Origin of the sequence: Enterococcus sp. AZ080 (assembly GCF_051714945.1) — a bacterium.
GTDB classification, from domain to species: Bacteria; Bacillota; Bacilli; order Lactobacillales; family Enterococcaceae; genus Enterococcus_B; species Enterococcus_B pernyi.
Genome location: NZ_JBIOSV010000001.1, coordinates 1,436,671 through 1,461,461, shown reverse-complemented (window position 1 = coordinate 1,461,461; position 24,791 = coordinate 1,436,671). Strand labels below are relative to the sequence as shown.

Sequence of the window (24,791 nt, the reverse complement as noted above, 5' to 3'; positions counted from 1 at the left end):
TATGCTTCAGGATGATCCATTCAGATGATTGATGAAAAAAGAGCCAAGGAATCGGGTTTCTCCTTGGCTTTTTTTATACTTAGGAGGAGTAAAATGAAAAGGATAGGAACCAGTTTACTCATTGTCTGTTCGATGTTGCTTTTCTTTACCGGTTGTACAAATCAAGAGACAAAAAAAGCTGACCCAAAACCGTCATCCATGGTGACGAATGAAACAGCAACTATCACCTTGCAAGAAGATGGGGTTGATACCTTAGTAAAAAAAGTGACGTTCCATACAGGAGAAAATTTACTGGACGTGTTGGAACAAAACTTTAGTGTGGAAGAAGACAAAGGATTTATCACCTCGATCAATGGTCAGAGCCAAAATACCGAAGAGAAAAAATATTGGATGTTCAGTGTGGATGGTAAAAATACAAAAGTAGGCGCAAAAGAAACTATATTAAAAAATAATCAAACCGTCATCTTTAATTTAGATACTCTTTGATGTTGTTAAGAATGAAGGGAAGAAAAAGCAATGGAGAATTTGAAGAAGAGCGGAATGTTTTCTGTATTGGCAGCGTTAGGTGCCAACCTCTTAGTTGCGTTTAGTAAATTTGTCGGTTATGCCATCAGTGGCAGTGCCGCTATGTTGAATGAAAGTATCCATAGTATCGTTGACTGTAGCAATCAAGTATTACTACTAGTCGGTGACAAACGTGCGAATCGTGGTCAAAGCGAATTACATCAATTTGGCGAAGGACGAGCAAAGTATTTTTTCAGTACGATTGTTGCCATGATGTTGTTTTTTGGTGGGGGCGCGCTAGGTGTGATGGAAGCTTTTGAAAAACTTACCCATCCCGCCCACGAAGTTGGTAATCCTTGGATCGTCATCCTGATTCTATTATTTGGTCTAGCTGTAGAAGGGAGTTCATTACGAATCGCGATGAAAGAAATCCGCAAATTGAACACTGAAAACCTTTCAATCATGCGCTTTTTACGCGAAAGTCGCCACAGTGAGATCCTCGTGATCTTCACCGAAGATCTCTGTGCTGTAATTGGTCTTGTTCTTGCTTTAGTCGGCACCGGATTGACTATGGTGACAGGGATTGCAGCTTTTGATGCCATCAGTGGACTATTGATCGGCTTTCTATTGATGGGTGCTGCTATCTTTCTGGCAAAAGAATTTTATAGTTTGATTATTGGCGAGAGCGTGACTACAACAGATTTGAAAAAGATCAAATTTGCTTTTGAGCGAAATGAAGTGAATCGCGTCATTGATATCAAAACTGTGCATTTAAGTCCGACAGAGATTTTAGTTGCGGCAAAAATCGATCTATTTGAGAGTAAAGAATATCAAGTACACATGATCATCAATGATATTGAACGGACGATCCGTGAACAATTAAAGGATAAAAAAATCTATATTTACATTGAAACAGATAAATATGATCCAAATTATTCGCAAATAAAGAAAACACAAGAAAATATGATAGAGAACGTCGAGAAATAATTTAGAAACTAGTGTTATTTTTTACTTATAAAAAAGTTTGATGTCAAAAAAATAACTCGTTTATTTATAGTGTAAAATCATCTGAAAGGTAGGAGGAAAATGAATTTCATCTTATCTTTTTCGATGATTTTTATTTTTTTTAATCGTTCTCCTTTGAAAATGAGAAAAATATCATGTTGTTTAACGATAAAACGGCTACATTTTTATTTATTTATGTTACAATTAGTCCGCTATTTATTTGTTGTAAATTGAAGGAGATATCGTTAATGAATAAACAGAAACGGGCGCCTTGGCAGGATTCGCTACATGCTTCGTTGCCACTTTGCCTTAGTTATATCCCAGTTGGGTTAGCTTGCGGAGTATTACTGCAGCAAGTTGGCTTTGATCCACTCTTAGCTGGTCTATTATCTATCTTAGTATTTTCTGGTGGCGCACAATTCTTAGTTGCCTCTATGTTAGCCACACAAGCGCCATTTTCAACTACACTTTTGATGGTTTTTTTCTTAGAACTACGGTATATTTTGCTAGGGTCGAGTCTTTCAGGCTTTATGAAGAAAGAAAAGCGATTCTTTTTAGCTGTGTTCTCTCAATCATTGAATGACGAAAATTATGCCGTCAACTATTTGAAGTATTCTACTGATCCCACTTGGGACAAGCGAAAAGCTTTATATGTCAATTGGTTTTCAATGGGGGCTTGGGCGATTAGCAACATGGTCGGAAATATTTTTGGATCAGTGATCCGAGTGGATACGGATTTGGTGCATTTTGCCTTAACTGCTATGTTTATTTTTATGTTCATCATGCAAATGAAAAATGCTTTACTCATCTTCACAGGGATCTTTTCTGGGATACTCAGTGTCATATTCATGGTACTTTTCCAAAACACTTTCGGTTTGATCGTTGCAACATTGATTGCTTCTTCAGCAGGTTTTGTATTAGAAAGAGCCTTCAAGAAGGAAAAAGAAAAGAAATCCAGCAAAGAGACCCAACCTTTGAATGAGCCATTGTTCCATTTCCCAGAACAGGAGGTGCAACATCATGACTGAGTGGTACTTGTTGTTATTGGTGATCAGCTTATTTGTCGTTGCCTACATTCCACGAGTTTTTCCTATGCTTTATTTTACACATCGAAAAGTGCCTAAATGGTTTAGCGAATGGATGAAATATGTACCAGTTGCTTTGTTTGCAGCGTTGGCCTTCAAAGATGTTTTTATCACGCATGAACATTTAGATATTGCGTGGAACATTAAAATCGTTGCGATGCTATTTGTCGCAGGTGTTGCTTATAAAACCCGCTCAATGGCTTTGTCTGTCATTACAGGACTTTCTTCTTTGTTTTTATTATCAATGTTATAGAATTTCTTAAGCTTCTCCAAAAAATTGGGAAGCTTATTTTTTTGTTTTCCTCAACGAGTTGTCCTCCAAGTTTTTTTTGTTATAATAGGGAAGATGTTTATTCTAATAGAGATAGATGAGGTTGACATATGAATAAGAAATTGATGCAAGGGACATTTTGGCTTACCTTTGCCAATCTACTTTGTAAAGTTTTAGGTGTCGTTTATTTGATTCCTTGGTTAAGTATGATGGGGAACAATCAAGATGGCATGTTAGCAACTACCCTTTATAATGTGGGCTATTTACCATATGGCCTTTTCCTGATGTTAGGTACAGTCGGGTTTCCAAATGCGATAGCAAAAAAAGTGGCGGTGGCGACGAAAAAAGGGGATGAACAAGCTTGTCGGGTCATTTTTCGCAGTACGATCAATATCATGTTCGTTATCGGGATCATATCTGCCTTATTGATGTATTTGTTTGCTCCCGCTTTGGCAAAAATCAGTCCGATCTCGAATGTCGATAACGGTATTTTGGCGATTCGTAGTCTTTGTCCTTCCTTAGTAGCGATCCCAGTATTAAGTGCGATGCGAGGTTACTTCCAAGGGAAAAATCATCTTCGCCCTTACGGTACTTCCTTGATCATTGAACAGGTAGTCCGTGTAATCGTGATCTTAGCTGGTACGTATTATTTGCGTGTGTTGACAGATGGCACGATTGTGCAAGCGGTATTGATCAGTACTGTTGCTTCTTTCTTCGGTGGACTAGCAGCTATTGGTCATATGTTTGTTATTGGACGGCAAAACGATTATTTCCGTTTAAAAGATTTCTGGATCTCAAGTCGCTATTTCCAAAAAGACAATCGTTCTGCGTCTGTTTCGATCATTCGAGAAACCTTACCGTTCATCTATGTTGGTTCGGTGATCACGATTGTACAAATGATCGATCAGGTGACGATGAAACCATTCTTACATTTGTTCAGACCAGAAATTGCAGACCAGCAACTCGAATTTTTGTTTAGTCGTGCATCAGTCAATCCGAACAAATTGACACTGATCTTGATTTCAATGGTCGGAACGGTCGCAATCAGTAGTCTGCCGATCCTGAGTACATTAGGAAAAAAAGACCGACTACAGATTGAAAAAACAGTCGGGGACAGCTTCTCGATTGCTTTATTGATCCTTTTGCCTTCGTTAGCAGGGATGTCCTTATTAGCAGGACCATTATACACCTTGTTTTTTGGCTATGATCCAGAGAGTGTCGGGTACTTCCAAATGGCGCTTCTAGCTTCCTTGTTCTTCTCGTTGTTTACGATTTTATCGACGATGCTCCAATCATTGAATCATCATTTGGTTGCGATCAAACTGACAACAGAAGCCATTATTTTAAAAGTCGTATTCCAAGCGATTGGGTTAGCTTTATTTGGCGGATACGGAATGAGTTTATCTAATACAGTGGCTTTTGCTTTTGTGTTTGTTCGTGGATATCTTTATTTATCAAAAGAATACCGCATCTCGCCATTCGCAAAGATCAGTCATTTCTTCTTGAAGACGTTTCGTTCGACAATGGCCATGTTGCTTCTGTGCTGCATTCTTTTCTTCGTTTTGAGTCTTTCCCTATCCATGACATCAAAAACGCATGCAGTCATTTATTGTGTGGTGATTGGCGGTGTCGGTGGCTTGACGTTTGCCTTTGCCCAGTTTGGTAGAAACGCCATGCAGATGGTCAAGAATTTCAGACGATAAGGGGATGCTTTGGCAAGCACCAGTGGTTCTATAGCTAACTAAGAGTGCAAGCTAATTTCGGATAATAAGTCAGGACTTGAGAAAAATTTTCTAGTCCTGGCTTTTATTCATTCTAATAAATAATGAAAGTGATAAAAACCTTAGATTTTAATAAAAAACATGGGTTGCTTTTTCTATAATCTGGACAAAGGTTCAAATCTTTTCTTACTTATGATATAGTATTAAGGACTGGTAAAATTCTTTGAAACGAGGAACTTAAATAAATGAAATTAGCAATCGTAACTGACAGTACAGCTTTCCTGCCAACACGTATCAAAAACCATCCTGATTTATATGTGATTCCTATTCCTGTGATCTTGGATGGAAAAATTTATAACGAAGGCATTGACATCGAAGCAGACGAATATTACGGACTATTGAAAAACAGTAAAGATTTTCCAACAACTTCCCAACCTGCTGTAGGTGAAGTTTTGGCACTATATGAAGAACTGAAAACCAAAGGCTATGATACGATTTTAAGCATACACTTATCAAGTGGGATTTCTGGATTCGTCAATACATTATTCGCGATGAAAGACGACGTCAAAGAGATGACGATTATTCCTTATGATTCGAAAATCACCAGTATGCCAATGGGGCATATGGTCGAATCTGCTTTAGACTTGAATGATAAAGGTTATTCACTTGAAGCCATTTTAGCTCACATCGATCGAATTAGAGACAATACATACGCCTATTTGATCGTTGATGACTTGAACAACTTAGTCCGCGGAGGTCGCTTGACTAATGGGGCTGCGCTGATCGGGGGACTATTGAAAATCAAACCGATCCTGACTTTTTCAGAAGGTAAGATCATCTTATTCGAGAAGATCCGTTCAAGTAAAAAAGCTTTTGCCCGTGCAGAGCAAATCATTGGCAAACGAAATGAAGAAATTAAGCCACCAGTAAAATTATATGTGATCCATGCAAACAATTTAGAAGTTGCCGAAGAAGAAAAAGCAAAACTTCAAAAACAATACCCACAAGCAGAAATCGAGATCGGCCATTTTGGTCCAGTGATCGGTAGTCACTTGGGTGAAAAAGCGATCGGTATTGCGATCTCTGCACAATAAATAGGGCAGAAAGCAAAAACACAAAGAAAAGAAACAGTTTGAGCAATGACTTGCTTGGACTGTTTTTTTGCATTTCTACCCTAATTATTTTATACTATCTTTAATTATCTAGTAATTTACTAAATCACTAAATTACTAAAAAGGAGTAGAGAAGGATGGAAATACCAACAAATTTGAAACATAAACCAGTGATCGTCGTTGAAGATTATGATAAAGTTGATGGCAGAAATGCCTTGCATACAGATGCAAAAGGACTGTCTTTAGGATTAGCTCAGTGGAATGATCGAGGCAAAGTCGATATCTCAGGAAAAGTGTGGCGTCATACAGGTGAAAAGTGGTCACGTCAATCGGAAGAATTACCGATCACTCGTATCCTTGACTTAGCGATCTTAGTGGCGCAAGGAAGTGTATACTTCCAAGATGCTTACCGCCATGAAAAATTTTACGACCCTGAAAATCCTGTCGTTGATATCATCGGTTTGCAAGGAAACCGGATGACGGTGGAAGTGGACACGAAAAACCCTAAAATCGATGAAGATATCATGTTATACTACGATGCTTTACAAAAAGATGGCGAATTACTTGGTGAACGTTTTCGTATCTTGAAACGTCTATTAGATGATCTAGGGTATTAATGTTATAAGGAAGTGTTTAATCATGGAAAACTTTTCACTCACCGATCAACGAACGTTTACACCGATCGAAAAACAAATGATCTGGAAAAAACCGACAAGTCATCAAACAAGTGCTGAAGAGCTGCGTATTGCAACTGAAATCAAAGCAAACTGGCTAGATCCGGAAATGAAAATCAGCAATGTGCTATTGGAAGGAGATGCAGGTTCTGGGAAAACGCAATTAGCCAAAGCATTATCCTGTGATCTGCAGTTACCTTATACGAAAGTAACATGCTTTGCTGATATGGATAAATCAGATGTCTTTGGTGCGTTACTACCTGTCATTGATTCAGACCAAGAAGAGGATCAAGAGTTATTGACCGCTATTTATCAAACGGATACATTATCTGCGGTATTGACGTTGATCGAACAATATTACTCCGTCGATCAACAAACAGCCAAACAGAAATTAGCCGATCTCGTGCAACGAATCGAAAACAACGAAGAAAGTACGATCCACTACAAATACTATCCGTCAGAAATCGTTCGTGCAATCGAAAAGGGTTATCTTTTAGAAATCCAAGAACCAACGGTGATACGTGATGCTTCGGTTCTTGTTGCCTTGAACTCTGCCTTAGAAACGAACGGTTTGTTGAACTTACCTACTGGTGTGATCAAACGCCACCCTGATTGTATCATCATCATTACAACCAATCGCAACTACCAAGGAAACCGACCGTTGAATGAATCGCTTCGAGATCGTATGCAACATGCTGAGAAAATGGACCTGCCAGAGCTTTCAGTCATGGTGGAACGCGCTATCAGCAAGACACAAGTCAAAGAGCCGACACTTTTGTTGAAAATGGCAGAAGTGATCCGTTTGTTAGATGAAACTGCCAAAGCAAATGCTATCAAAGGTGTGGCAGGTATGCGTTCTTATTTTTATTGGGTCAATACAATGAAACAAAATCAAGACATTTTCGTATCGCTCTATCCTAAAGTCTTATATAAACTGACGACTGATCCAGATGAATTACACATTTTGACGACTGCACTAACTGATAGTGGGCTTTTAGATGAACTCAGAGAATTGCTTCGACAAAAGAAATGGGGGGACTTATCAGACGAATCCCCACGAACCAAAGGACGGACAATTCGTGCAGAAGAAGCGATAGAACGTCAAATCGATCAGTTGGCAGAAGAAACAACATCCCTTGCTGAACAACTCTCAGAAAAAGAGGAAGTGTTACCAGAAGAGCAGACAAAGGAAGCAGCGGCGAAAGAAGAAACCCCGATAGACACGTTACCTTTATCGGAAGAGCGGAGCCAGGAAGTCGAAGGACGAAGTCAACAACAAAACCAAGCAGATGATGAATCCCAAGAGATGTCAGCTTCAGATATGGAAGCCTTAGACAAGCAACTCAAGCGTGAACTCAATAAAGAAGCGCGGCAGCTGATGAAAGGTACGATCCATGAAAAAGAAGGAATGATCGTTCATCGCCCTAAGTTTGCTGTCATAAATCCTGAAGTAGCGACTATCCGACAAGAAATCGATCCGATCGTGGATTCATTGAGTCGGCAAATCCTTGATCTTTTGGAAAATGAACAAAGCGAAACTTATCAAAAAGGAAAGTACGAAGGCCAACGTTTTAATGCTAGTCGAGTAGCTTATGGTGATTTACGGCAATTTGATAAAAAAAATCCCCCTCACGAACAACCTTCTTTGGCAGTGGCTCTACGAATCGATGAATCTGGTTCGATGGTTCGTGAAGACCGCATGTTAGCTGCAAAAAAAGCTGCATTTGCTATTTCCGCATTTGCTAAAAAAGTACGTATTCCTTTATTGATCTACGGGGATACAGCAGATGTTTCGACAAGAGAAAAGACATCTGTCTTTTCGTACAAAGAATTTTCAGATTCATTTGAGTGGTTGGAACAGAAATTAGTGACTATGAAGCCAAGACAAAATAATCGTGATGGTGCAGTGTTGCGTCTGATCGCTGGAAAGCTGACAGAACAACCTGCGACAACCAAACTGATCGTCAACATCAGTGATGGCCAACCAAAAGCGTTACCTGATTATACAGGCGCTAAAGCAAAAAAAGATATCCAAGAAGTCTTGACCGAATATGAACGCCAAGGTATCGTCTTTATTTCTGCGGCAATTGGACAAGATAAGGAAGAAATCAAAGAAATCTATGGCGCAAGTCGCTTCGTCGATATTACCGATTTATCGACATTTCCTAAACAATTGATCCAATTGATTTCTCGTTATTTATAAATATTAAGCGAATATCAAAGATGATGCGTCACTCATGGTCTTTGATGTTCGCTTTTTTGAGTTCTTTCATTTATGATAAGCACTACTCCAACTGATGTAAGCATGAAAAAAGTTAACGGTAACAAATATGTAACCGCTTGAAATTGAGCTATAATAAAGAAAAAAGGGGGATAAGCATGAAGCAGTCAGAAAAGTGGTGGAAAGAAGCAGTTGGGTATCAAATCTACCCAGCGAGCTTTAAAGATAGCGACAACGACGGTATCGGTGATATCAACGGCATTCGCGAAAAACTTAGCTATTTGAAAGAGTTAGGGATCGACTTTATTTGGATCAACCCTATTTATCAGTCACCATTTGTCGATAACGGCTATGATATCAGCGATTATCAAGCAATCCTTGAGAAGTTTGGTACAATGGATGAGTTTGATGCCTTATTAGCTGAAGCCCATCAGATGGGGATAAAGATCATCATGGATCTCGTCATCAATCATAGTTCTGATCAGCATGAATGGTTTATTGAATCTCGCCAGTCAGTCGATAACCCTTACCGTGATTACTACATTTGGGTCGATGGCACACCTGATCAAGCCCCAAATGAATGGCAGTCGATCTTTGGCGGTTCAGCTTGGCAATACGATGAACAAACTGGTCAATACTACTTACACATTTTTGCAAAAGAACAACCTGACTTGAACTGGGAAAGTGACAAGTTAAAAGCTGAACTCTTCACGATGATCCGCTGGTGGTTAGATAAAGGGATCGATGGTTTCCGCTTAGATGCCATTTCTCATGTAAAAAAAGATGAATACTCTGTCAAGGCAACTGAGAACCCATTTTCTCCTTTTCAAAATGTCTCCGGTATTGAAGATCATTTGACAGAATTAAAAAATGTCTTTGATGAATACGATATTATGACGGTAGGAGAAGCAAGTGGGGTATCTGCAAACGAAGGACCTGAGTGGGTAGGCGAAAATGGCTATTTTGATATGATTTTTGAGTTTGACCATATTTCGATCTGGAAACATGAAAAAGACGGTGATCTAGATGTATTGAGTTTGAAACAATCATTGAGCGCTTGGCAACGAGCACTGGATGGTAAAGGTTGGAATGCTCTTTATATGGAAAACCATGACGTGCCAAGATGTGTGTCTGTCTTTGGAGATACGTCTCCTGCGTATTGGCAAGTTTCTGCAAAAGCAATCGCCATGATGTATTTCTTTTTACAAGGTACGCCATTTATTTATCAAGGACAAGAAATCGGTATGACGAATCTACCATTTTCCTCTATTGATGAGATCGATGCAGTGGATTCGAAAAGACTCTATCAACAATTGCTTGATGAAGGACGTTCTGAAGAAGAAGCATTGGATATCGTAGCCAATACCACAAGAGATAATAGTCGTACACCGATGCAATGGGATGATCATTCGTATGCTGGTTTTTCTAAGGTTGCCCCTTGGTTACTGGTCAATCCGAATTATCAAATGATCAACGTCGCTGATCAAACCAATGACCCAGAATCGATTTTATCTTTTTACAAAAAATTGATTACCCTACGTCGAGAAAACAAAGGGTTGATTTATGGTAGTTTCAATGAATATCTTCCTGAAAATGAACAGCTCTTTGTATACGAACGAGTCCTAGATGAAGAACGTTATCTGATCATCGTCAACTTGGCTGATGAAGCAGCGACTTATACCTTACCAACGGAAATCGAAACAAATTGGGAAGTATTATTGGAAAATCAACCCGGTCAAGAATTTCAATCAAGTGGTACATTCGCCCCTTATGAAGCGCGCCTTTATCGAAAAATTTAGCTCACATGAAAAAACTACGAACGTAAGAAAGGGAACAATTCTCTTATTCGTTCGTAGTTTTTTCTTATTCGTATTGCGCGCGAGGTCCGCCAATGTATTTAGGACGAGACCGTAAAGCAGTGACATGTGCATGACCCAATGTGTTAGAACGAGGACGTACAGGCACTTGAACATGTTTGATGTGCATCCCGATCGCAGTATCACCGATGTCGATTCCTGCTTGAGCAACGACATGTTCCACTTCGACAGGATCGCTGAATTGTTCAAATGCTGCAACTGAGCAGGCACCTCCTGCATGGAGTGCCGGAATGACAGAGACGATCTCAAATTGTTTCTTTTCCGCTACTGGACGTTCGACGACTAATGCTCGATTAAGGTGTTCGCAGCCTTGGACTGCTAACGAAATGTCCAGAGGGTCTAATTGTTCTTTCAATGTTTCGATGACCCATTGTCCAATTTCTGCATTTGAGTTTTTACCAATATGTCCACCAACAATTTCACTGGTACTGCATCCTACAACGAATAGATCGCCTGCTTTAAGATTGGCTTCATTGAGAACGTCCGAAACCATTTCAGATAATTGCTGTTTGAAACTGTCTTTTGATACTTCCATTTTCAATTCATCCTTTTTACTTATTTTTTACCGTTGATTGTTGCAGAGGTAAACGCATCAATGCCTTTGTAAGTGGGATCGCCACCACGATACCGACAATGTTTTGGACCAAATTACTTGGTAGCGATGCGACACCGACTGGCCAGTCATAAAGCAACCAACTGGCAAAGAAGTAGCCAGCAACCATGATGATCGTTCCAAGTGATAAACCAAAGCCCCAACGCACAGAACCTTTACCCGCAAAATAGCCAGCAACCAGTCCTTGTAAGCCATGGATCAATAAAGAGAAAATCGCCCATTGGGGATAGCCGGATAATAAATCAATAAACAAACCACTTCCTGCACCAACAATCAATCCACCCATCGGCCCGAACAGAGCAGCTGCCGTATAAATGCCAACTTCACATAAGGTGACAAATCCGTTGGTTCCAGGTATTGGAATCAAGATGACCAAAGAAACCCCCACAGTTAAAGCCGTCAGCATGGCATAAATCGCAATTTTTTTAGTATTCATTCGTTATTTCCACTCCTTTTCCTTTTGACCAAACACTTCCTGTTTGATCATTCATCATGACACCATTCAAGATACAGTCATAAACAAAATCCTTACTCCGGGCAACAGCATCCGCCAAAGGATAATCTAAGACCAGATTTGCGGCAATCGCGGAAGCAAATGTACATCCTGCACCGTTGACAGTCTGTTCGTCTAACTTTTCCTGTCTAAATGAGATTGTTTCATTTCCGTTGAATAAAACATCCAATGCTTTGTTACCGATAATCCCAGTACCACCTTTGATCACTACGTTCCTAGCACCTAGTGAATGGATATATTTTGCACAATCGGTCATTTGGAGAAAAGTTTGAACGGGTTGGCCATAAAGCAGGGAGGCTTCTTTCAAATTCGGGGTCAATACATCCGCAAAAGGAAATAACTCCTGTATCATTTTTTGCATATAAGCTTGATTCAAGGTATTTGCTGTTTCCTTAAAGGCAAACACAGGATCGATCACAATGGGAACATCCTCAAAATATGTAAGGAAATCCTTCACAACGTCAATGGCTTCCAATGAATGTAATAAGCCAATTTTTATGCCATCTAAATCTGTCATACGTCGAATCGAATCTAGCTGCTTGGCTAACCATTCAGGCGGGATCGTCTCTAATATAAACGAACCATCTGAGTCAAGCATTCCGATACAGGTCAATGCACTCATCCCAAAAATATGATGGTTTTCAAATGTCTTTAAATCGGACTGTATGCCGCCACCAGCAAACGGATCAGATCCTCCAATCGTTACTATTTTTTTCACTTTTATCCCTCCACAAAAAGAGTATACCTTGTTCGAATAAAAAGAAAAACAGCCAATTGGCAGATTATCAAGTCAGCCACTTTATATAGAAAAAAGAAAAGAAATCTATATACAAAAAAACAAGCACTTTCCTAACTACAGGAAAAGTACTTGTCTGGACTATTGGAGGAGATAATTATTGATTTGCTTCTTTAAATTCCTTTTCAATTTGTAACCGTTGGACTTTCATGGTTGCTGTTCTTGGAATATCTTCGTAAGCACGAATGATCGGTGTGTTCAAACGTGGCAATTCATGGACTTGGTTCCACCAACGATCCCAATCCATCTCTTGATTCGGCGCTAAAGCAATGATTGGTTGTGGTGAATTATCTTTATCACGAACGATGACGACTTCAGCTAAAAATTCCAATGAATCCAACAAATAATCTTCGATCGCTAATGTACTATTGATCGTATCGATCAAGTCAACTTGACGATCTTTCAGATGTAGATGGCCATTTTCATCGATACAACCATAATCGCCGCTATCCCACCAAACACCATACACATTTTCTTGAAATCGAGCATCTTCTTTATAATAAGTCAATGCACGGCCTTTTGATAACAAGTGGATGTGACCATCTGTGTTCGCCGGTAGTTCATTGCCTTCTTCATCAGTGATCCTTGCTTTGGTCAAGTCACCTAACCCGACACCCATATCACGTGCGTCACTTGTTTTTAAGCTCTCCAAAGTATGAGCTTTCAAAATCATCGGTCCACATTCACTTTGTCCGTAGACTTGCAAAAAGATTGCTTCTTTTGTTGCTGACGTTTGAAGGAATACTTCCATTGTCTGATTGTTGATGGCATCAAATGTAGAGTGGTAGTAGCGAATACCTGAAAAAGCTTCTGGATGCTCTCTAGCAGTGAAACTCCACTGAACAAAGTTATTTGGATGTGTCTCTAAAGCAATTGGCGGATTCTCTAATAACAGTTTTACCACATGTTCACCTTGAGGATCTGCGATTGGCATCATCGGAAAGCCCATTGCCATAAGAGAAGAGATGCCGATGTTGAATCGTGAATGAACCGGCGAAATATGAAAAGCGACTAATTTCTTCTCGGTGATCTTAGTAAATACCATTTTTTGCCACTTTGTCCGCCAGCCCATTGAATGTGCAGAGTGGCAAATCAATTTAGGAATGCCGGTCGTGCCTGAAGTGTGAGTCATATAAGAGATTTCATCATTATCTAATTTCTTTTGTGCCACAGGAGTTGCGGGTTGTTTGAGCAAATCAGCGACAGCCAATTGTTTGCTCTTCGTGCCGTTAGTGATACCTGCAACGCGTTCACTTGTAACTTCGTCAAATAAGATAAAAGGATCTTCCAAACGATCAACAAATACTTCTAAAGTACTTGTTGGTAAATGGTAGGAAGGCATGACAGGAATTGCACCTAGATAAGAGGCAGCAACGGCCATCAAGTAGGTATCAAAAGCAGAGCTTTTGTAGATCATGATCTTGTCACCAAGTGTCACACCTAAACTAGCCAGTTGGTAGGCACGTGTTACTACTAATTCATGACATTCGCTGTAAGTGCTTTTAAAACCAAGCTCCGGAAAAGCCACTAATATCTGATCAAAAATCATTGGGACATCAGGTGTGCGTTCAGCAGCTTCTTGAAAATTCGTATAAAGATTAAGTGGGGTATAGTCGATTGTTTCCATCTTTCACGCTCCATAAATAAATTTGTTAATAAATGTACAAAGTCTTAAAATATGATAGCATATCCACAATCTAAATAACAGAAAAACCTAGATGTAAAGTTATCTTTTGGATTGAGAGGGCAGATTGGATGAAAAATGCACAATATCCATATGAGGTGACGTAAGGTTTTTTTTGAGAAAATGCTTGACCACTCGCTTTTTATAAAGGATTTATCAATCATTTTTTTGTTTTTTTCAAAAAAATGTACTTATAATCAGTTATTTTTTTAATAAGATAAACGAAAATAATAGATATACTATTTGAATTAATCAGCTGTATTGAAAAGGAATGAAAAAATGTAAATCGAAGAACATCGTAAAGCAGTCGGTACATTTGAGAATAAGCGCAATAAAAATTCTGATCAAAATGCTAAGCAAGAATCAGTCAATGTAAAATGAACAGTTACGATAACCTTATTTCAAGAAAGAAGACAAAAGCAACTTGATCGTTTTTAAAAACTTTAAGTGAGGATACTTGTCAGTTAATAAATTCTTCAATAAGAAATAGATCGCATAGAAAGTGAAGAAACAGAGCGATGTAGCGAACTTTCTATGCGATGATTTCATAGATCATTGAACGATTCAACGATAGGAGAAGTCACGCATTTTCTCGTAGATTTCTTCAAATGAGTGTGGACGTACATAGCGATTGCCACAGAGATAATTCACTGCATCTTTGTCGCCTAAGTATAATTCAGTATAGTAACGGAAAGTTTTCCGACACAATTCCGGTGAAACGTTTTTGTACACCGTGATCCGATCAAGGATTTGGCGAATCGTGCGAGGCGAGATTTGTTCATCGTGTGAAGAGCGGAAAACATAGGATTCTCCAGATGCACCATTTTTATGTTGGTTGGCATAATTCGCAAGTATCGGAAGGGCTTCATTTGGAATAGGTACTCGCTCCAAACGATTCGCTTTCCGATCTACAACCAGAATCTGTTTCTTCATATCTATATTTTTCCATTTTAATTCAACGACTTCATGGATTTTCAAGCCACAATAGAGGAGAACAGCCACGATTGCCAGATTTCTTGCACGATTTTTTTGTTCAAAAAGTGCTTCCCGTGGAGAATTAAAACCTTTTTCAGGAACGAAAAGCGAGTCAAAATTACTTAATAAAGAAGCGTCGATGTAACGGGGAGCGGCAGAGGTAGTTTCTGGTAAACTATCCCCTAATAAGGAAATCTCTTTTTCAACAAGGCCTTCTTCATACAAAAAGCGTAGAAAATGATTCAAAGCATATTGCTTACGAGAGATCCCGTAGTAACCATTTTTGAATTGCTGTTGTGTTTCTTGTGCAGCAGCTGTATGAAAAGCTCGCGTGTGAAGGTAAACTTCACTTAAAAAATTAAGATAGACTTGTTTTTCCAATTGGATGATCAACTGATCATTTATTTCTTGTTTATGCGTTTTTCGTAAGTAATCTGTAAATAAATGGAAATCTTTTGCATATTCATAGCGACTGGCTAATGATAATTTTTTTGAGTTCGCCTGCAAAAATTCATTGAAGATCGGTGGTAACTGGAGCATTCGTTGTTTCAACTTTTCTTGTATCTGTTTTCTTGTTTTGACATCCATGCAAAAAACCTCCATTTCGTATCTAAAGTCATGGGAACAGGAACTAGTGTATTTCTGGAAAGATTGCTTCTGCCTCCCAAAATGTATTAGCCTGATAGGGTAGCGATGAAGGGCAACTGTTACTTGTGATCCTCGTCTTATTTTACTACAATCATTCACTGAATACTAAAAACTAAATCAATAAAAAAGACACTCTGACGTAGCATCAGCTATGGTTCAAAGTGTCTTTTCGCGTGTCACTAAATGATTATTTGATGGGTAACTGGATCTTGAAATCCACACCTACAGGCAAGTGATCTGACACAGTCAATTGTCCCTTGTGTTGCTCGATCAATTGTTTTGCGATTGCTAAGCCAAGTCCATAGCCACCCGTTTCCTTTGATCTAGCTTGGTCTTCACGGTAAAAGCGATCAAAAATCCGGTTTTTGTCTTCATCACTGATCGCAGAACCTGTATTTTTGACATGGATCACCCAGTCTTTATTGGTGCTAGCTGATGTGACAATGATCTCGTCGTGTTCACTCGTGTACTTGAGTGCGTTATCTAGCAAAATGACTAATACTTGATGGATTTTTTTCGGATCAACTAAAACACTCATGTCTGCTTGGTTATCGACTATAAATTCTTTTTGATCAATCGTTGCCATCTCTTGGAAAGGTTTGATCAATTCAGCGATAAATCCTTTTGTTTGTAGTTCTTGCTTTGCGAGCGTATCTTGACTCGAATCGCTTCGTGCTAAGGTCAATAAATCAGAGGTCAAGCCAGTCAGGCGTCTTGTTTCAGACAATGCTTGCGCAATACTTTCAGATTCTTCGATGATCGTATGATTTGGTTTAGTAAAGAGGTGTTCCAAACTGTTTTGGATGATTGTTAAAGGTGTTCGCAATTCATGGGAAGCATTTTCCACAAATTCTCTTTGTCGGCGCCATGATGCTAAGATCGGACGCATGTTGAGCTTAGACAAATAATAGCTGACGCCAATGGAACCTAGCCAAAAGAAAATCATACAAAGGATCAAAATCGTTTGGAATGTTCGCAGAGAAGAGTTGATTTGATTGGTATTTTCTAATACTTGGACGTAGGCAACTTCTCCTTGATTTGTTGCTTTTTTAGTAATCGATCGAAAATAAAGGGGCGTTCCTTGGTCAGCTTGTGCAAGCTCAATGTCTTGGATCGTATCTAACTGACTCGTATCCAGCTTGATCCCTTCGATTTGATTAAAACGACCACCAATGGTTTCTTTATTCAAGACTTCACCTGATGCAGACCACAAGATCACTTGAGTATTGAAACGATCGCCTTCAGGTAGTGACTCTGTTTGACGTGGGGGGATCTGGGCGTTGAAAAAAGGGTTTCCCTGTTGATAACGTTCGATTTCTAATTGCACCATACGCGAGTTCATTGAGACATTCTTCAACATCAGGTTGGTCTCACGATAGGCTGACTGATTCAATAAATGTAGAATGATTCCTCCAAGCAAAAGAAAAATCAAGGCAAAGGCGGTCACATTGGCTGCAAAAAGTTTTGTACGTTGCTTATTGAAAATACTGTCTGTCATCGCCTCACTCTCCCTGTAAGATGTAGCCGACATTACGCAACGTTTTGATTTCTTTATCCAAGCCGGTCTCTCGAAGATGTTTTCTAAGATTGCTCATATAAACTTCAACGACAGTGATCGTCGTGTCAGAATCAAAGCCCCAGATACGGTCGAAAATCTGCTCTTTCGTCAAGATGATCCCTTTATTTTGCAAGAAATAAACAAGCAACTCAAATTCTTTTCCTTGAATCGGAAGTAGTTGTTTCTTGTATTCGACGGTATTTTGTTGCAAATCACAGATGATTCCTTGATACTCCAACGTATGTTCACTGAAGAGTCCGAGTGAACGTTTCAATAATGCTTTGATCCGCATCAGTAATTCTTCACGATAAAATGGTTTGGTCAAATAGTCATCCGCACCACGTTCAAATCCTTCAATTTTGTCTTCTAAACCATCTTTTGCGGTCAAGATCAGTACCGGCGTCAAGATGTTCTTTTTCCGAAGATGCGCTAATACTTCATATCCATTCATTTCAGGGATCATCAAATCAAGAACTGCTAGATCATAAACACCAGATTCCAATTCATATAAGCCTTCGCTGCCATCATAGACTTGAGTCACTTCACCGATTTCAGAAATGATCTCTTTGATATTATCCGACAATACGTGATCATCTTCGACCACTAATAATTTAATCATACATTCCACCTCTATTGCTTTCACCATATAAGTTAATTTTACCATGATTAGCATAAACAAAACTTAAATTTCGGATTAAGTTCCGTTTAAGCTAACCTTTGTATGATAGATGACATCACTTGATACGACAGGAGGAAAAAAATGAAATTAAAAAATGTATTCCAACGCAAAGAAACAAAATATCTGATCCCAACGGCACAGTTCCATTCTTTTTTAAAAGACTTGAAAAAACAGATGCAGATCGACGAATATGGGCTGCATACTATTTTATCCTTGTACTTTGATACACCAGACGATCGTTTCATTACCAATTCTATGACGAAACCAAAATACAAAGAAAAATTCAGAGTAAGAAGCTATGGCATATCGCAGGAGACATCAATGGTCTTTCTAGAAATAAAAAAGAAGGTCAACGGAATTGTCTATAAAAGAAGAATGCCACTCACTTATGCTGAGTATCTGCAATGGCTTGATCAAAAATATTTTCTCAAGAATGAAGCCGAACAAATCCCACAGGAAGTGAATTGGTTGTTCAAAAGAAATCCAGATTTGTCGCCTAAAACAATGATCATTTATGAACGAATTTCACTATTTGGCACGTCAGATCCAGATTTTCGTGTGACGTTTGATCAGAACATCCGTTTTCGCAGTACCAATTTGGATCTATCAATCACAGGGAAAGAAACTTTGGTTGCTCCTGAGATTGGCATACTGATGGAAGTGAAAGCGCTAGGGGCGTATCCCTTGTGGTTTGTGGAGCTGTTGAACGATTATCAGCTAAGAAAAGGGAGCTTTTCAAAATACGCAGAAACGTATCAGCGACATTTATTCATTCAGACAAAGGAGAGAAAGAACCATGCTATCTAGTTTAATCGAATCAGGGACAACCATTCAACCTAAAGAATTATTGATTTGTATCGCCACTTCATTAGTTTTAGGGTTATTAGTTGCAATTATCCATATGCAACGTAACATCTATACGAAAAGTTTTGTTGTTACCGTCGCTGTTTTGCCGATACTAGTTCAATCAGTCATCATGTTGGTCAATGGCAATCTTGGAACAGGCTTGGCGGTCGTCGGTGCCTTCAGTCTGATTCGCTTTCGTTCGGTTGCCGGTGGTTCAAGAGAAATCACTAGTATTTTTTGGTCGATGGGTATCGGGATTGCCACAGGGATGGGCTACGTTACATACGTGGTGATATTCTCAGCTATCGTCGCACTCTTTTTACTACTGCTTTATCTTTCACCTTTTGCCAATCAGAATAATGTAGCCGAGCGAGAATTGAAGGTAACGATTCCAGAAGATTTGGACTACCCTGAACTGTTTACCGATATTTTTGAGGAGTATACGTATACGCATCATCTCAGTTCTGTGCGAACAACGACAATGGGGAGCTTGTACGAGTTACGCTATATTCTTCTCTTGAAAAATCAACAGCAGGAAAAAGAAATCATTGATCAAATACGTGTTCGCAATGGTAATTTACCAGTCGTACTCGGTAAAGTAACCACGAATCGTGATGAATTATAAAGGAGAAACTCGCATGAAAAAATTCTATTCATTAATCGCTACCAGCCTCTTATTAACAGCCTGTTCCTCAGCAAATTCAGCTTCTTCGGGTAAGACTAGCACAGAGGAAACAGATACAAGTACAGTGACAAATCTCTCGACAGATACGACATCTACGGAATCAGAAACGACGTTCGATAATTATGAGACAGAAGATCTAACAACTAGCTATGAGGAAAGTTCCGCTGTCGACATCCAATTAGGGGAGGAGACAGAAGTGACAGGAGAAGGTGTCGAAGTTTCTGATAAACAAGTAACGATCACGCAAGGAGGGACTTATGTTCTCAGCGGAACATTGACTAATGGGCAATTGATCGTGAACGTGCCGAAAGAAGAAAACGTCCACCTGATTTTCAAAGGTGTAACGATCACCAACTCTAACGGACCGGCTGTTGATATCCAACAAACAGAAAAAGCGATAGTGACTTTAGCAGACAACACTGAAAATCACTTAGCTGATGGAAAGACATATACACTTACTGAAAATGAGACTGAGCCAGATGCCACATTGTACAGCAAAGAAGATTTGACGATCAATGGTACTGGCGCATTGACTGTCGATGGCAATTATAGTAACGGGATTCGTAGCAAAGATGACTTAGTCTTGATCTCTGGAACCTATAAGATCAATGCAAAAAATAACGGATTGAAAGGAAAAGATGCGGTATCGGTCAAAGGTGGAAGCTATCAGATCACCACCGAAGAAGGGGATGGCATCCAAGCAAATGGAACAGAGGACGAGACAAAAGGTGCTGTTGCGATCGACGGCGGGACTTTCAATATAAACAGTGGAAGAGACGGCATCCAAGCAGAAACATCCATCCGTAGCCAAGGAGCAGAAATCACGATCCAGACGGCCGACGGAGCCGATAGCACGAACTTAGATACAAATGAAAGTTACAAAGGCCTAAAAGCCGGGAATAATGTGTTGATCAGTAGCGGAAACTATACCATCAATAGCGCCGATGACAGTATCCATACCAATAACAGTGCGGAAATAACAGGCGGGACACTCACATTAAGCTCTGGAGATGATGGGATTCATACAGACAACGAATTGACCTTCAATGGCGGCACAATTGACATCCAGCAATCCTATGAAGGAATTGAATCAGCAGTCATCACCTTCAATGACGGAGAGATACATGTTACTGCTAGTGATGACGGGATCAATGCTGGTGGTGGCAGTGACACAGAAACGACCACTGGACAGTTTGGCGCTGACAGCTTTGGTGGTCCACCGGATGAGGCGGATGAGAGCAAAGAAGTCACGATCAATGATGGGACAATCTACGTTGATTCAGAAGGCGACGGTTTAGACAGCAACGGGAACATTGAGATGTCTGGCGGTACGATGCTGATTGACGGCCCCGTAAATGGTGGTAATGGTGCATTGGATTATGGTGGGACATTTACTCTAACAGGCGGGACATTTGTCGCTGCTGGTTCAAGTGGGATGACGCAAACCGTCAGTGATAGTTCTACTCAAGCGACAGTAGCGATCAGCTATGACACTGTTCAACAAGCAGATACACTCATGAGTTTGCAAACAACCGCAGGGGAAGCAGTGATTGCGTATCAACCTGCTAAAAATTATCAAACAATCGTAGTCTCGTCACCACAGCTTGCAGTTGGGGAAACGTATACGATTGCTACCGGTGGCACGACTCAAGCTGAACTTACGAATGGCTTTAGTGAACAACTATCAATCAGTGATGCAGAAGATTTAGGCACGTTCAGCTTCGCAGATACGTCAATGACGATTTCTCAATCTGGGGAAGAAGTTTCCTTTGGTCAAATGGGGCCAGGAGGTTTTTAGTTCCATCACCGAAGAGAACGAAGGATAGTGATCCCAAGAATAGCGTGCGAACAAGCGCCATTTTTGGGATCATTTTTTTGTTCATCACTACTTTCGTAACAGATTGCAAACGCTTGTGTCACATAGAATATGGCTATCTAGTGTGTTTTTTTCTTAAAAATACTAATATTATGAACGAATTTATCAGACGAAGCAATTGACTTATTGGATGCACAAGCGCTATACTTTTATCCAGTGACACTTTGTCACTCATGAAGAAATCGAAATGGAGGAATCAAAAAAATGTTTTTAGCGATAAAAGAAATGCGCTATGCCAAACTACGCTATGGGCTGATTATTGGAATCATGTTCTTGATCGCTTATGTTGTGTTTATGTTAACTGGTTTAGCAAGTGGACTCTCCGAAGAGTTCAAAAAAGCAATTGTTGACTGGCAAGCACAAGAAATCGTGCTATCAGAAGATGCCAATAAAGTCTTTGCTGCCTCTCAATTGACGAGAGAAGATCTGGATCAAGTAGACGCAAAAGACAAAGCGCCTATTGGCTTATTCAGCGGAGCAGTCAAAGCAGAAGAAAAGGAAAATATCACTGTATTTGGGACGACACGCGATGCGTTCTTATTGCCTGATTTATTAGAAGGCGAGATGTTCAAACAAAAAAATGAAATCATTATTTCCAAAAATATGGCAGATCTAGGTTTTTCGATTGGCAAAAAAATCAAAATCGGTAGCTATGATGAAGAACTAACAATCGTTGGGATCTTCCCTGAAACTTATTACACGGTGGGGCCGGTCGTTTATACAGACCTTGATACATGGACACAGTTGAAATTTGGCGATCAGCCTTTTGCTTCGGATGAGAAGAAGCCGATCAATGCCATTGTCACGAAACAAGCTGCCACTATCCAATCGGATGGGGCATCAAAAACATTACAAAAATTGTCGATTGACGACTTTATTCAAAGTCTCCCAGGTTATTCTGCACAAAACATGACATTGAATGCGATGATTTATTTCTTGTTTGTCGTTGTTGCAGCAGTTGTAGGCATCTTTATGTATGTGATCACCTTACAAAAAACAGCGATTTTCGGTGTGATGAAAGCACAAGGGATCAGAAATTCATTTATCGCCCGTTCCTTACTAGCACAAGCATTCATCGTAGGAGTGGTTGGTGTAGCATTCGCAGTAGGGCTTGCTTTCTTGACTAGTTTGATCTTACCGACTGCCATGCCTTTCGCGATCATGTGGCCTCAGTGGCTTTTATATAGTGGGATATTGATACTCGTAGCAATGATCGGTGGGCTATTCTCCATTCGGACAGTCGCTAAAGTTGATCCAGTTATTGCGATAGGAGGGTAATAGAAAAATGAAAGAAATCTTGACAATGAAAAATATCGTCAAAAAATTCGGCAACGGCCGAACAGAAGTGACTGCACTAAAAGAAATCAATTTTTCAGTGAAACAAGGAGAATTTGTCAGCATCATCGGCCCTTCTGGTTCAGGGAAAAGTACATTTTTAACCATCTCTGGTGGTCTTCAAACACCTACTTCAGGTGAAATTCACATTAACGGTCATTCGTTTTCTGAATTAAATGAAAAAAAACGAGCAGACTTACGCTTTAAAGAAATTGGCTTCATTTTACAAAGTTCAAATTTGATCCCTTTCCTAAAAGTCAAAGAACAGTTTTACTTAGTCGATCGTGTCGCTAAGAAAAAAGCAGGGGATGAGCGAATCGACGAATTGCTGAAATCATTGGATATCTATGAGTTAAAAGACAGTTATCCAAAAGATTTATCTGGTGGAGAAAGACAACGAGTAGCGATCGCAAGAGCATTATTCAATGACCCAAGCTTGATTTTAGCGGATGAACCCACAGCAAGCTTAGATACGGATCATGCCTATGAAGTTGTCAAATTGTTAGTCAAGGAAGCCCATGAGAAGCAAAAAGCGACCGTCATGGTCACGCATGATTCTCGGATGATCCAGTGGAGCGACCGTGTCTATCGCATGGAAGACGGCTATTTAAAAGAACAAGCTAAAGCTTAAGCAGTAAGGAGAGTGTTTATGCCAAAAGAAACATTTTTCAATATTTCCAAAGAAAAACAGCAATGGATCTTAGAGATTTTATTAGATACATTTTATGATCAGCACATCAGCCAAGTCAAAGTTTCAGAAATCGTTGAAGCAATGGGGATGTCTCGTGGTGCATTTTACAAATATTTTCAGGATTTAGAAGATGCGTATACGTTTACTGTCCGAAACTATTCCAATCAAGTCCATGGAGATATCATCGCTTCGATCAATCGAAATCGAGATCATTTTTTCTTAGGAATCGAAGAATATCTCGCCTGGTGTGGACAGCTAAGTAAAGATAGTTCTTATTGGCGATCCATCAAATTACTCACACGTGCAAACGATCTAGGTTCAGCGAAGCGTTCAAATGATCAAGGTGACACATCGATGGTTGAACAATGGCTTGATTTGTTAAAAATCAACCAGATCGTCATGGCTACGACAGAAGAAGCCATCAGCTTTTTATATTTCGTGATGGCTCTTGTCATGAATTCTTTGACAGATTATATGATCAACCAATGGACAGCTGAAGAACTAGTAGAGGATTTCCGCTATAAAGTCAAATGGCTAGAGATAGGGGTAAAGAGTAAGGCTAATAGTTAGACAAGTCTATAAATAAAAAGAAGCATCTACTTCCGCATCATTCTTTGTAATTGGGAGTAGGCGCTTCTTTTTTATACAATAGCTGAATAACCATGATTAAAGCTTGATGGTAAACATCTGGAGCATTGATCATCTCAAGTCAAGACAACTTTTATCCCCACCTCATCGAAAAAAATAGGTTTTCTATTGACTTGGAGTTTACTCCAGAGACTATACTAAATAATGAAGATACATATACAAACCAACAGGAGGTCTTTAAATGAAAAAACTTTATCTCATGCGTCATGGTCAAACCTTGTTCAATCAATTAGGGAAAATCCAAGGGGCTTGTGACTCTCCATTGACAGAAGCTGGGATCAGACAAGCAGAGGTGGCAAGAGACTATTTTGAAACCAATCAAATCACCTTTGATGCGTATTATTCATCCACACAAGAACGAGCTTCTGATACGCTAGAAATCATTATCGGGGAAAAAGAATATCAGCGATGTAAAGGGTTAAAAGAATGGAACTTTGGCCGATTTGAGGGAGAAAGTGAAGCATTGAATCCTAAACGACCAGTTGGCGAAACTTCCTATGGTGATTCATTTGTTCCTTATGGCGGTGAGTCGGCAAAAGAACTCCAACAAAGAATGAACACGACCTTGATCGACATCATGGAAAAAGAGCACCAAAGCGTGTTAGCAGTTAGCCATGGTGGTGCCATGTATTTATTCATTCAAAAATGGTTGCCTTATGAGCAAGTGGCCAAGATAAAATTTTCAAATTGTTGTATTTTAGAATTCGAGTATAGCTATCGTCAATTTTCATTCATCCAGGCGATCAATCATCAATTTTAAGTTTTTTTGATGA

General features: G+C 39.6%; 23 protein-coding genes. 16 read left to right on the top strand and 7 right to left on the bottom strand.

Annotation, left to right across the window (positions count from 1 at the left end):
* The first annotated feature begins 93 nt into the window (after positions 1-93).
* The 9 genes from IGK01_RS06885 to IGK01_RS06845 all read left to right on the top strand — a co-directional run bounded on the left by IGK01_RS06885 (position 94) and on the right by IGK01_RS06845 (position 10,392).
* Complete coding sequence (locus IGK01_RS06885; protein ID WP_153829825.1) at positions 94-486, top strand: DUF4430 domain-containing protein; 393 nt, start codon at positions 94-96, stop codon at positions 484-486.
* 30 nt (positions 487-516) lie between these two features.
* Complete coding sequence (locus IGK01_RS06880) at positions 517-1,491, top strand: cation diffusion facilitator family transporter (RefSeq protein WP_349519474.1); 975 nt, start codon at positions 517-519, stop codon at positions 1,489-1,491.
* 266 nt (positions 1,492-1,757) lie between these two features.
* Positions 1,758-2,537, top strand: coding sequence for an AzlC family ABC transporter permease (locus IGK01_RS06875; protein WP_010735444.1), 780 nt, complete (start codon positions 1,758-1,760; stop codon positions 2,535-2,537).
* Complete coding sequence (locus IGK01_RS06870) at positions 2,530-2,847, top strand: AzlD domain-containing protein (protein ID WP_194179954.1); 318 nt, start codon at positions 2,530-2,532, stop codon at positions 2,845-2,847. Before IGK01_RS06875 ends, IGK01_RS06870 begins: the two co-directional genes overlap by 8 nt.
* Before the next feature lie 128 nt (positions 2,848-2,975).
* Positions 2,976-4,568: a polysaccharide biosynthesis protein gene (locus IGK01_RS06865; RefSeq protein ID WP_010735446.1), complete on the top strand. Its 1,593-nt coding sequence runs from the start codon at positions 2,976-2,978 to the stop codon at positions 4,566-4,568.
* A 263-nt stretch (positions 4,569-4,831) separates the two neighbouring features.
* The gene (locus IGK01_RS06860; protein WP_010735447.1) at positions 4,832-5,680 is read left to right on the top strand and encodes a DegV family protein; all 849 of its coding nucleotides are present in this window, start codon (positions 4,832-4,834) and stop codon (positions 5,678-5,680) included.
* 155 nt (positions 5,681-5,835) lie between these two features.
* Positions 5,836-6,315 carry a DUF6530 family protein gene (locus IGK01_RS06855; protein WP_010735448.1) on the top strand — a complete coding sequence of 160 codons (480 nt, stop codon included), beginning with the start codon at positions 5,836-5,838 and terminating at the stop codon, positions 6,313-6,315.
* Positions 6,316-6,337: 22 nt separating this feature from the next.
* Positions 6,338-8,575 carry an AAA family ATPase gene (locus IGK01_RS06850; RefSeq protein WP_438840609.1) on the top strand — a complete coding sequence of 746 codons (2,238 nt, stop codon included), beginning with the start codon at positions 6,338-6,340 and terminating at the stop codon, positions 8,573-8,575.
* 176 nt (positions 8,576-8,751) lie between these two features.
* Entirely contained in the window at positions 8,752-10,392 is a 1,641-nt protein-coding gene (locus IGK01_RS06845; protein WP_438840608.1) for a glycoside hydrolase family 13 protein, read from the top strand.
* A 64-nt stretch (positions 10,393-10,456) separates the two neighbouring features.
* Here the strand turns inward: IGK01_RS06845 and IGK01_RS06840 are convergent, their stop codons facing one another.
* The 7 genes from IGK01_RS06840 to IGK01_RS06810 all read right to left on the bottom strand — a co-directional run bounded on the left by IGK01_RS06840 (position 10,457) and on the right by IGK01_RS06810 (position 17,877).
* Positions 10,457-11,005, bottom strand: coding sequence for a TIGR01440 family protein (locus IGK01_RS06840; protein ID WP_077151324.1), 549 nt, complete (start codon positions 11,003-11,005; stop codon positions 10,457-10,459).
* A gap of 16 nt (positions 11,006-11,021) precedes the next feature.
* Positions 11,022-11,519 (bottom strand): ECF transporter S component, encoded by a 498-nt coding sequence (locus tag IGK01_RS06835; RefSeq protein ID WP_010735452.1) that lies wholly within the window; start codon positions 11,517-11,519, stop codon positions 11,022-11,024.
* Positions 11,509-12,315, bottom strand: a complete 807-nt coding sequence (locus tag IGK01_RS06830; RefSeq protein WP_438840607.1) for a bifunctional hydroxymethylpyrimidine kinase/phosphomethylpyrimidine kinase — start codon at positions 12,313-12,315, stop codon at positions 11,509-11,511. The genes IGK01_RS06835 and IGK01_RS06830 overlap by 11 nt, the downstream gene beginning before the upstream one ends.
* Before the next feature lie 175 nt (positions 12,316-12,490).
* Complete coding sequence (locus tag IGK01_RS06825) at positions 12,491-14,020, bottom strand: AMP-binding protein (RefSeq protein WP_153829829.1); 1,530 nt, start codon at positions 14,018-14,020, stop codon at positions 12,491-12,493.
* A 621-nt stretch (positions 14,021-14,641) separates the two neighbouring features.
* Entirely contained in the window at positions 14,642-15,640 is a 999-nt protein-coding gene (locus IGK01_RS06820; RefSeq protein ID WP_438840606.1) for a tyrosine-type recombinase/integrase, read from the bottom strand.
* A gap of 247 nt (positions 15,641-15,887) precedes the next feature.
* Positions 15,888-17,198: a sensor histidine kinase gene (locus IGK01_RS06815; protein WP_244063025.1), complete on the bottom strand. Its 1,311-nt coding sequence runs from the start codon at positions 17,196-17,198 to the stop codon at positions 15,888-15,890.
* A 4-nt stretch (positions 17,199-17,202) separates the two neighbouring features.
* Positions 17,203-17,877, bottom strand: coding sequence for a response regulator transcription factor (locus tag IGK01_RS06810; protein ID WP_010735458.1), 675 nt, complete (start codon positions 17,875-17,877; stop codon positions 17,203-17,205).
* 141 nt (positions 17,878-18,018) lie between these two features.
* Between IGK01_RS06810 and IGK01_RS06805 the strand changes: the two genes are divergently transcribed.
* The 7 genes from IGK01_RS06805 to IGK01_RS06775 all read left to right on the top strand — a co-directional run bounded on the left by IGK01_RS06805 (position 18,019) and on the right by IGK01_RS06775 (position 24,778).
* Entirely contained in the window at positions 18,019-18,744 is a 726-nt protein-coding gene (locus IGK01_RS06805) for a polyphosphate polymerase domain-containing protein (RefSeq protein ID WP_023519668.1), read from the top strand.
* Positions 18,734-19,408 (top strand): DUF4956 domain-containing protein, encoded by a 675-nt coding sequence (locus tag IGK01_RS06800; RefSeq protein ID WP_438840605.1) that lies wholly within the window; start codon positions 18,734-18,736, stop codon positions 19,406-19,408. Before IGK01_RS06805 ends, IGK01_RS06800 begins: the two co-directional genes overlap by 11 nt.
* A 13-nt stretch (positions 19,409-19,421) precedes the next feature.
* Positions 19,422-21,266, top strand: a complete 1,845-nt coding sequence (locus IGK01_RS06795; RefSeq protein WP_438840604.1) for a carbohydrate-binding domain-containing protein — start codon at positions 19,422-19,424, stop codon at positions 21,264-21,266.
* A gap of 282 nt (positions 21,267-21,548) precedes the next feature.
* Complete coding sequence (locus tag IGK01_RS06790) at positions 21,549-22,622, top strand: ABC transporter permease (RefSeq protein ID WP_010735463.1); 1,074 nt, start codon at positions 21,549-21,551, stop codon at positions 22,620-22,622.
* 7 nt (positions 22,623-22,629) lie between these two features.
* Entirely contained in the window at positions 22,630-23,310 is a 681-nt protein-coding gene (locus tag IGK01_RS06785; protein ID WP_010735464.1) for an ABC transporter ATP-binding protein, read from the top strand.
* Positions 23,311-23,328: 18 nt separating this feature from the next.
* Positions 23,329-23,940: a TetR family transcriptional regulator gene (locus IGK01_RS06780; protein WP_010735465.1), complete on the top strand. Its 612-nt coding sequence runs from the start codon at positions 23,329-23,331 to the stop codon at positions 23,938-23,940.
* 259 nt (positions 23,941-24,199) lie between these two features.
* On the top strand, positions 24,200-24,778 hold the full coding sequence (locus IGK01_RS06775) for a histidine phosphatase family protein (protein ID WP_349519457.1): 579 nt from the start codon (positions 24,200-24,202) through the stop codon (positions 24,776-24,778).
* Positions 24,779-24,791 lie beyond the last annotated feature (13 nt).

Excerpts from the sequence above, each read along its gene's own strand:
- IGK01_RS06885 (WP_153829825.1), top strand. The coding sequence starts at position 94 with ATGAAAAGGATAGGAACCAGTTTACTCATTGTCTGTTCGATGTTGCTT.
- IGK01_RS06880 (WP_349519474.1), top strand. The coding sequence starts at position 517 with ATGGAGAATTTGAAGAAGAGCGGAATGTTTTCTGTATTGGCAGCGTTA.
- IGK01_RS06875 (WP_010735444.1), top strand. The coding sequence starts at position 1,758 with ATGAATAAACAGAAACGGGCGCCTTGGCAGGATTCGCTACATGCTTCG.
- IGK01_RS06870 (WP_194179954.1), top strand. The coding sequence starts at position 2,530 with ATGACTGAGTGGTACTTGTTGTTATTGGTGATCAGCTTATTTGTCGTT.
- IGK01_RS06865 (WP_010735446.1), top strand. The coding sequence starts at position 2,976 with ATGAATAAGAAATTGATGCAAGGGACATTTTGGCTTACCTTTGCCAAT.
- IGK01_RS06860 (WP_010735447.1), top strand. The coding sequence starts at position 4,832 with ATGAAATTAGCAATCGTAACTGACAGTACAGCTTTCCTGCCAACACGT.
- IGK01_RS06855 (WP_010735448.1), top strand. The coding sequence starts at position 5,836 with ATGGAAATACCAACAAATTTGAAACATAAACCAGTGATCGTCGTTGAA.
- IGK01_RS06850 (WP_438840609.1), top strand. The coding sequence starts at position 6,338 with ATGGAAAACTTTTCACTCACCGATCAACGAACGTTTACACCGATCGAA.
- IGK01_RS06845 (WP_438840608.1), top strand. The coding sequence starts at position 8,752 with ATGAAGCAGTCAGAAAAGTGGTGGAAAGAAGCAGTTGGGTATCAAATC.
- IGK01_RS06840 (WP_077151324.1), bottom strand. The coding sequence starts at position 11,005 with ATGGAAGTATCAAAAGACAGTTTCAAACAGCAATTATCTGAAATGGTT.
- IGK01_RS06835 (WP_010735452.1), bottom strand. The coding sequence starts at position 11,519 with ATGAATACTAAAAAAATTGCGATTTATGCCATGCTGACGGCTTTAACT.
- IGK01_RS06825 (WP_153829829.1), bottom strand. The coding sequence starts at position 14,020 with ATGGAAACAATCGACTATACCCCACTTAATCTTTATACGAATTTTCAA.
- IGK01_RS06820 (WP_438840606.1), bottom strand. The coding sequence starts at position 15,640 with ATGGATGTCAAAACAAGAAAACAGATACAAGAAAAGTTGAAACAACGA.
- IGK01_RS06815 (WP_244063025.1), bottom strand. The coding sequence starts at position 17,198 with ATGACAGACAGTATTTTCAATAAGCAACGTACAAAACTTTTTGCAGCC.
- IGK01_RS06810 (WP_010735458.1), bottom strand. The coding sequence starts at position 17,877 with ATGATTAAATTATTAGTGGTCGAAGATGATCACGTATTGTCGGATAAT.
- IGK01_RS06805 (WP_023519668.1), top strand. The coding sequence starts at position 18,019 with ATGAAATTAAAAAATGTATTCCAACGCAAAGAAACAAAATATCTGATC.
- IGK01_RS06800 (WP_438840605.1), top strand. The coding sequence starts at position 18,734 with ATGCTATCTAGTTTAATCGAATCAGGGACAACCATTCAACCTAAAGAA.
- IGK01_RS06795 (WP_438840604.1), top strand. The coding sequence starts at position 19,422 with ATGAAAAAATTCTATTCATTAATCGCTACCAGCCTCTTATTAACAGCC.
- IGK01_RS06790 (WP_010735463.1), top strand. The coding sequence starts at position 21,549 with ATGTTTTTAGCGATAAAAGAAATGCGCTATGCCAAACTACGCTATGGG.
- IGK01_RS06785 (WP_010735464.1), top strand. The coding sequence starts at position 22,630 with ATGAAAGAAATCTTGACAATGAAAAATATCGTCAAAAAATTCGGCAAC.
- IGK01_RS06780 (WP_010735465.1), top strand. The coding sequence starts at position 23,329 with ATGCCAAAAGAAACATTTTTCAATATTTCCAAAGAAAAACAGCAATGG.
- IGK01_RS06775 (WP_349519457.1), top strand. The coding sequence starts at position 24,200 with ATGAAAAAACTTTATCTCATGCGTCATGGTCAAACCTTGTTCAATCAA.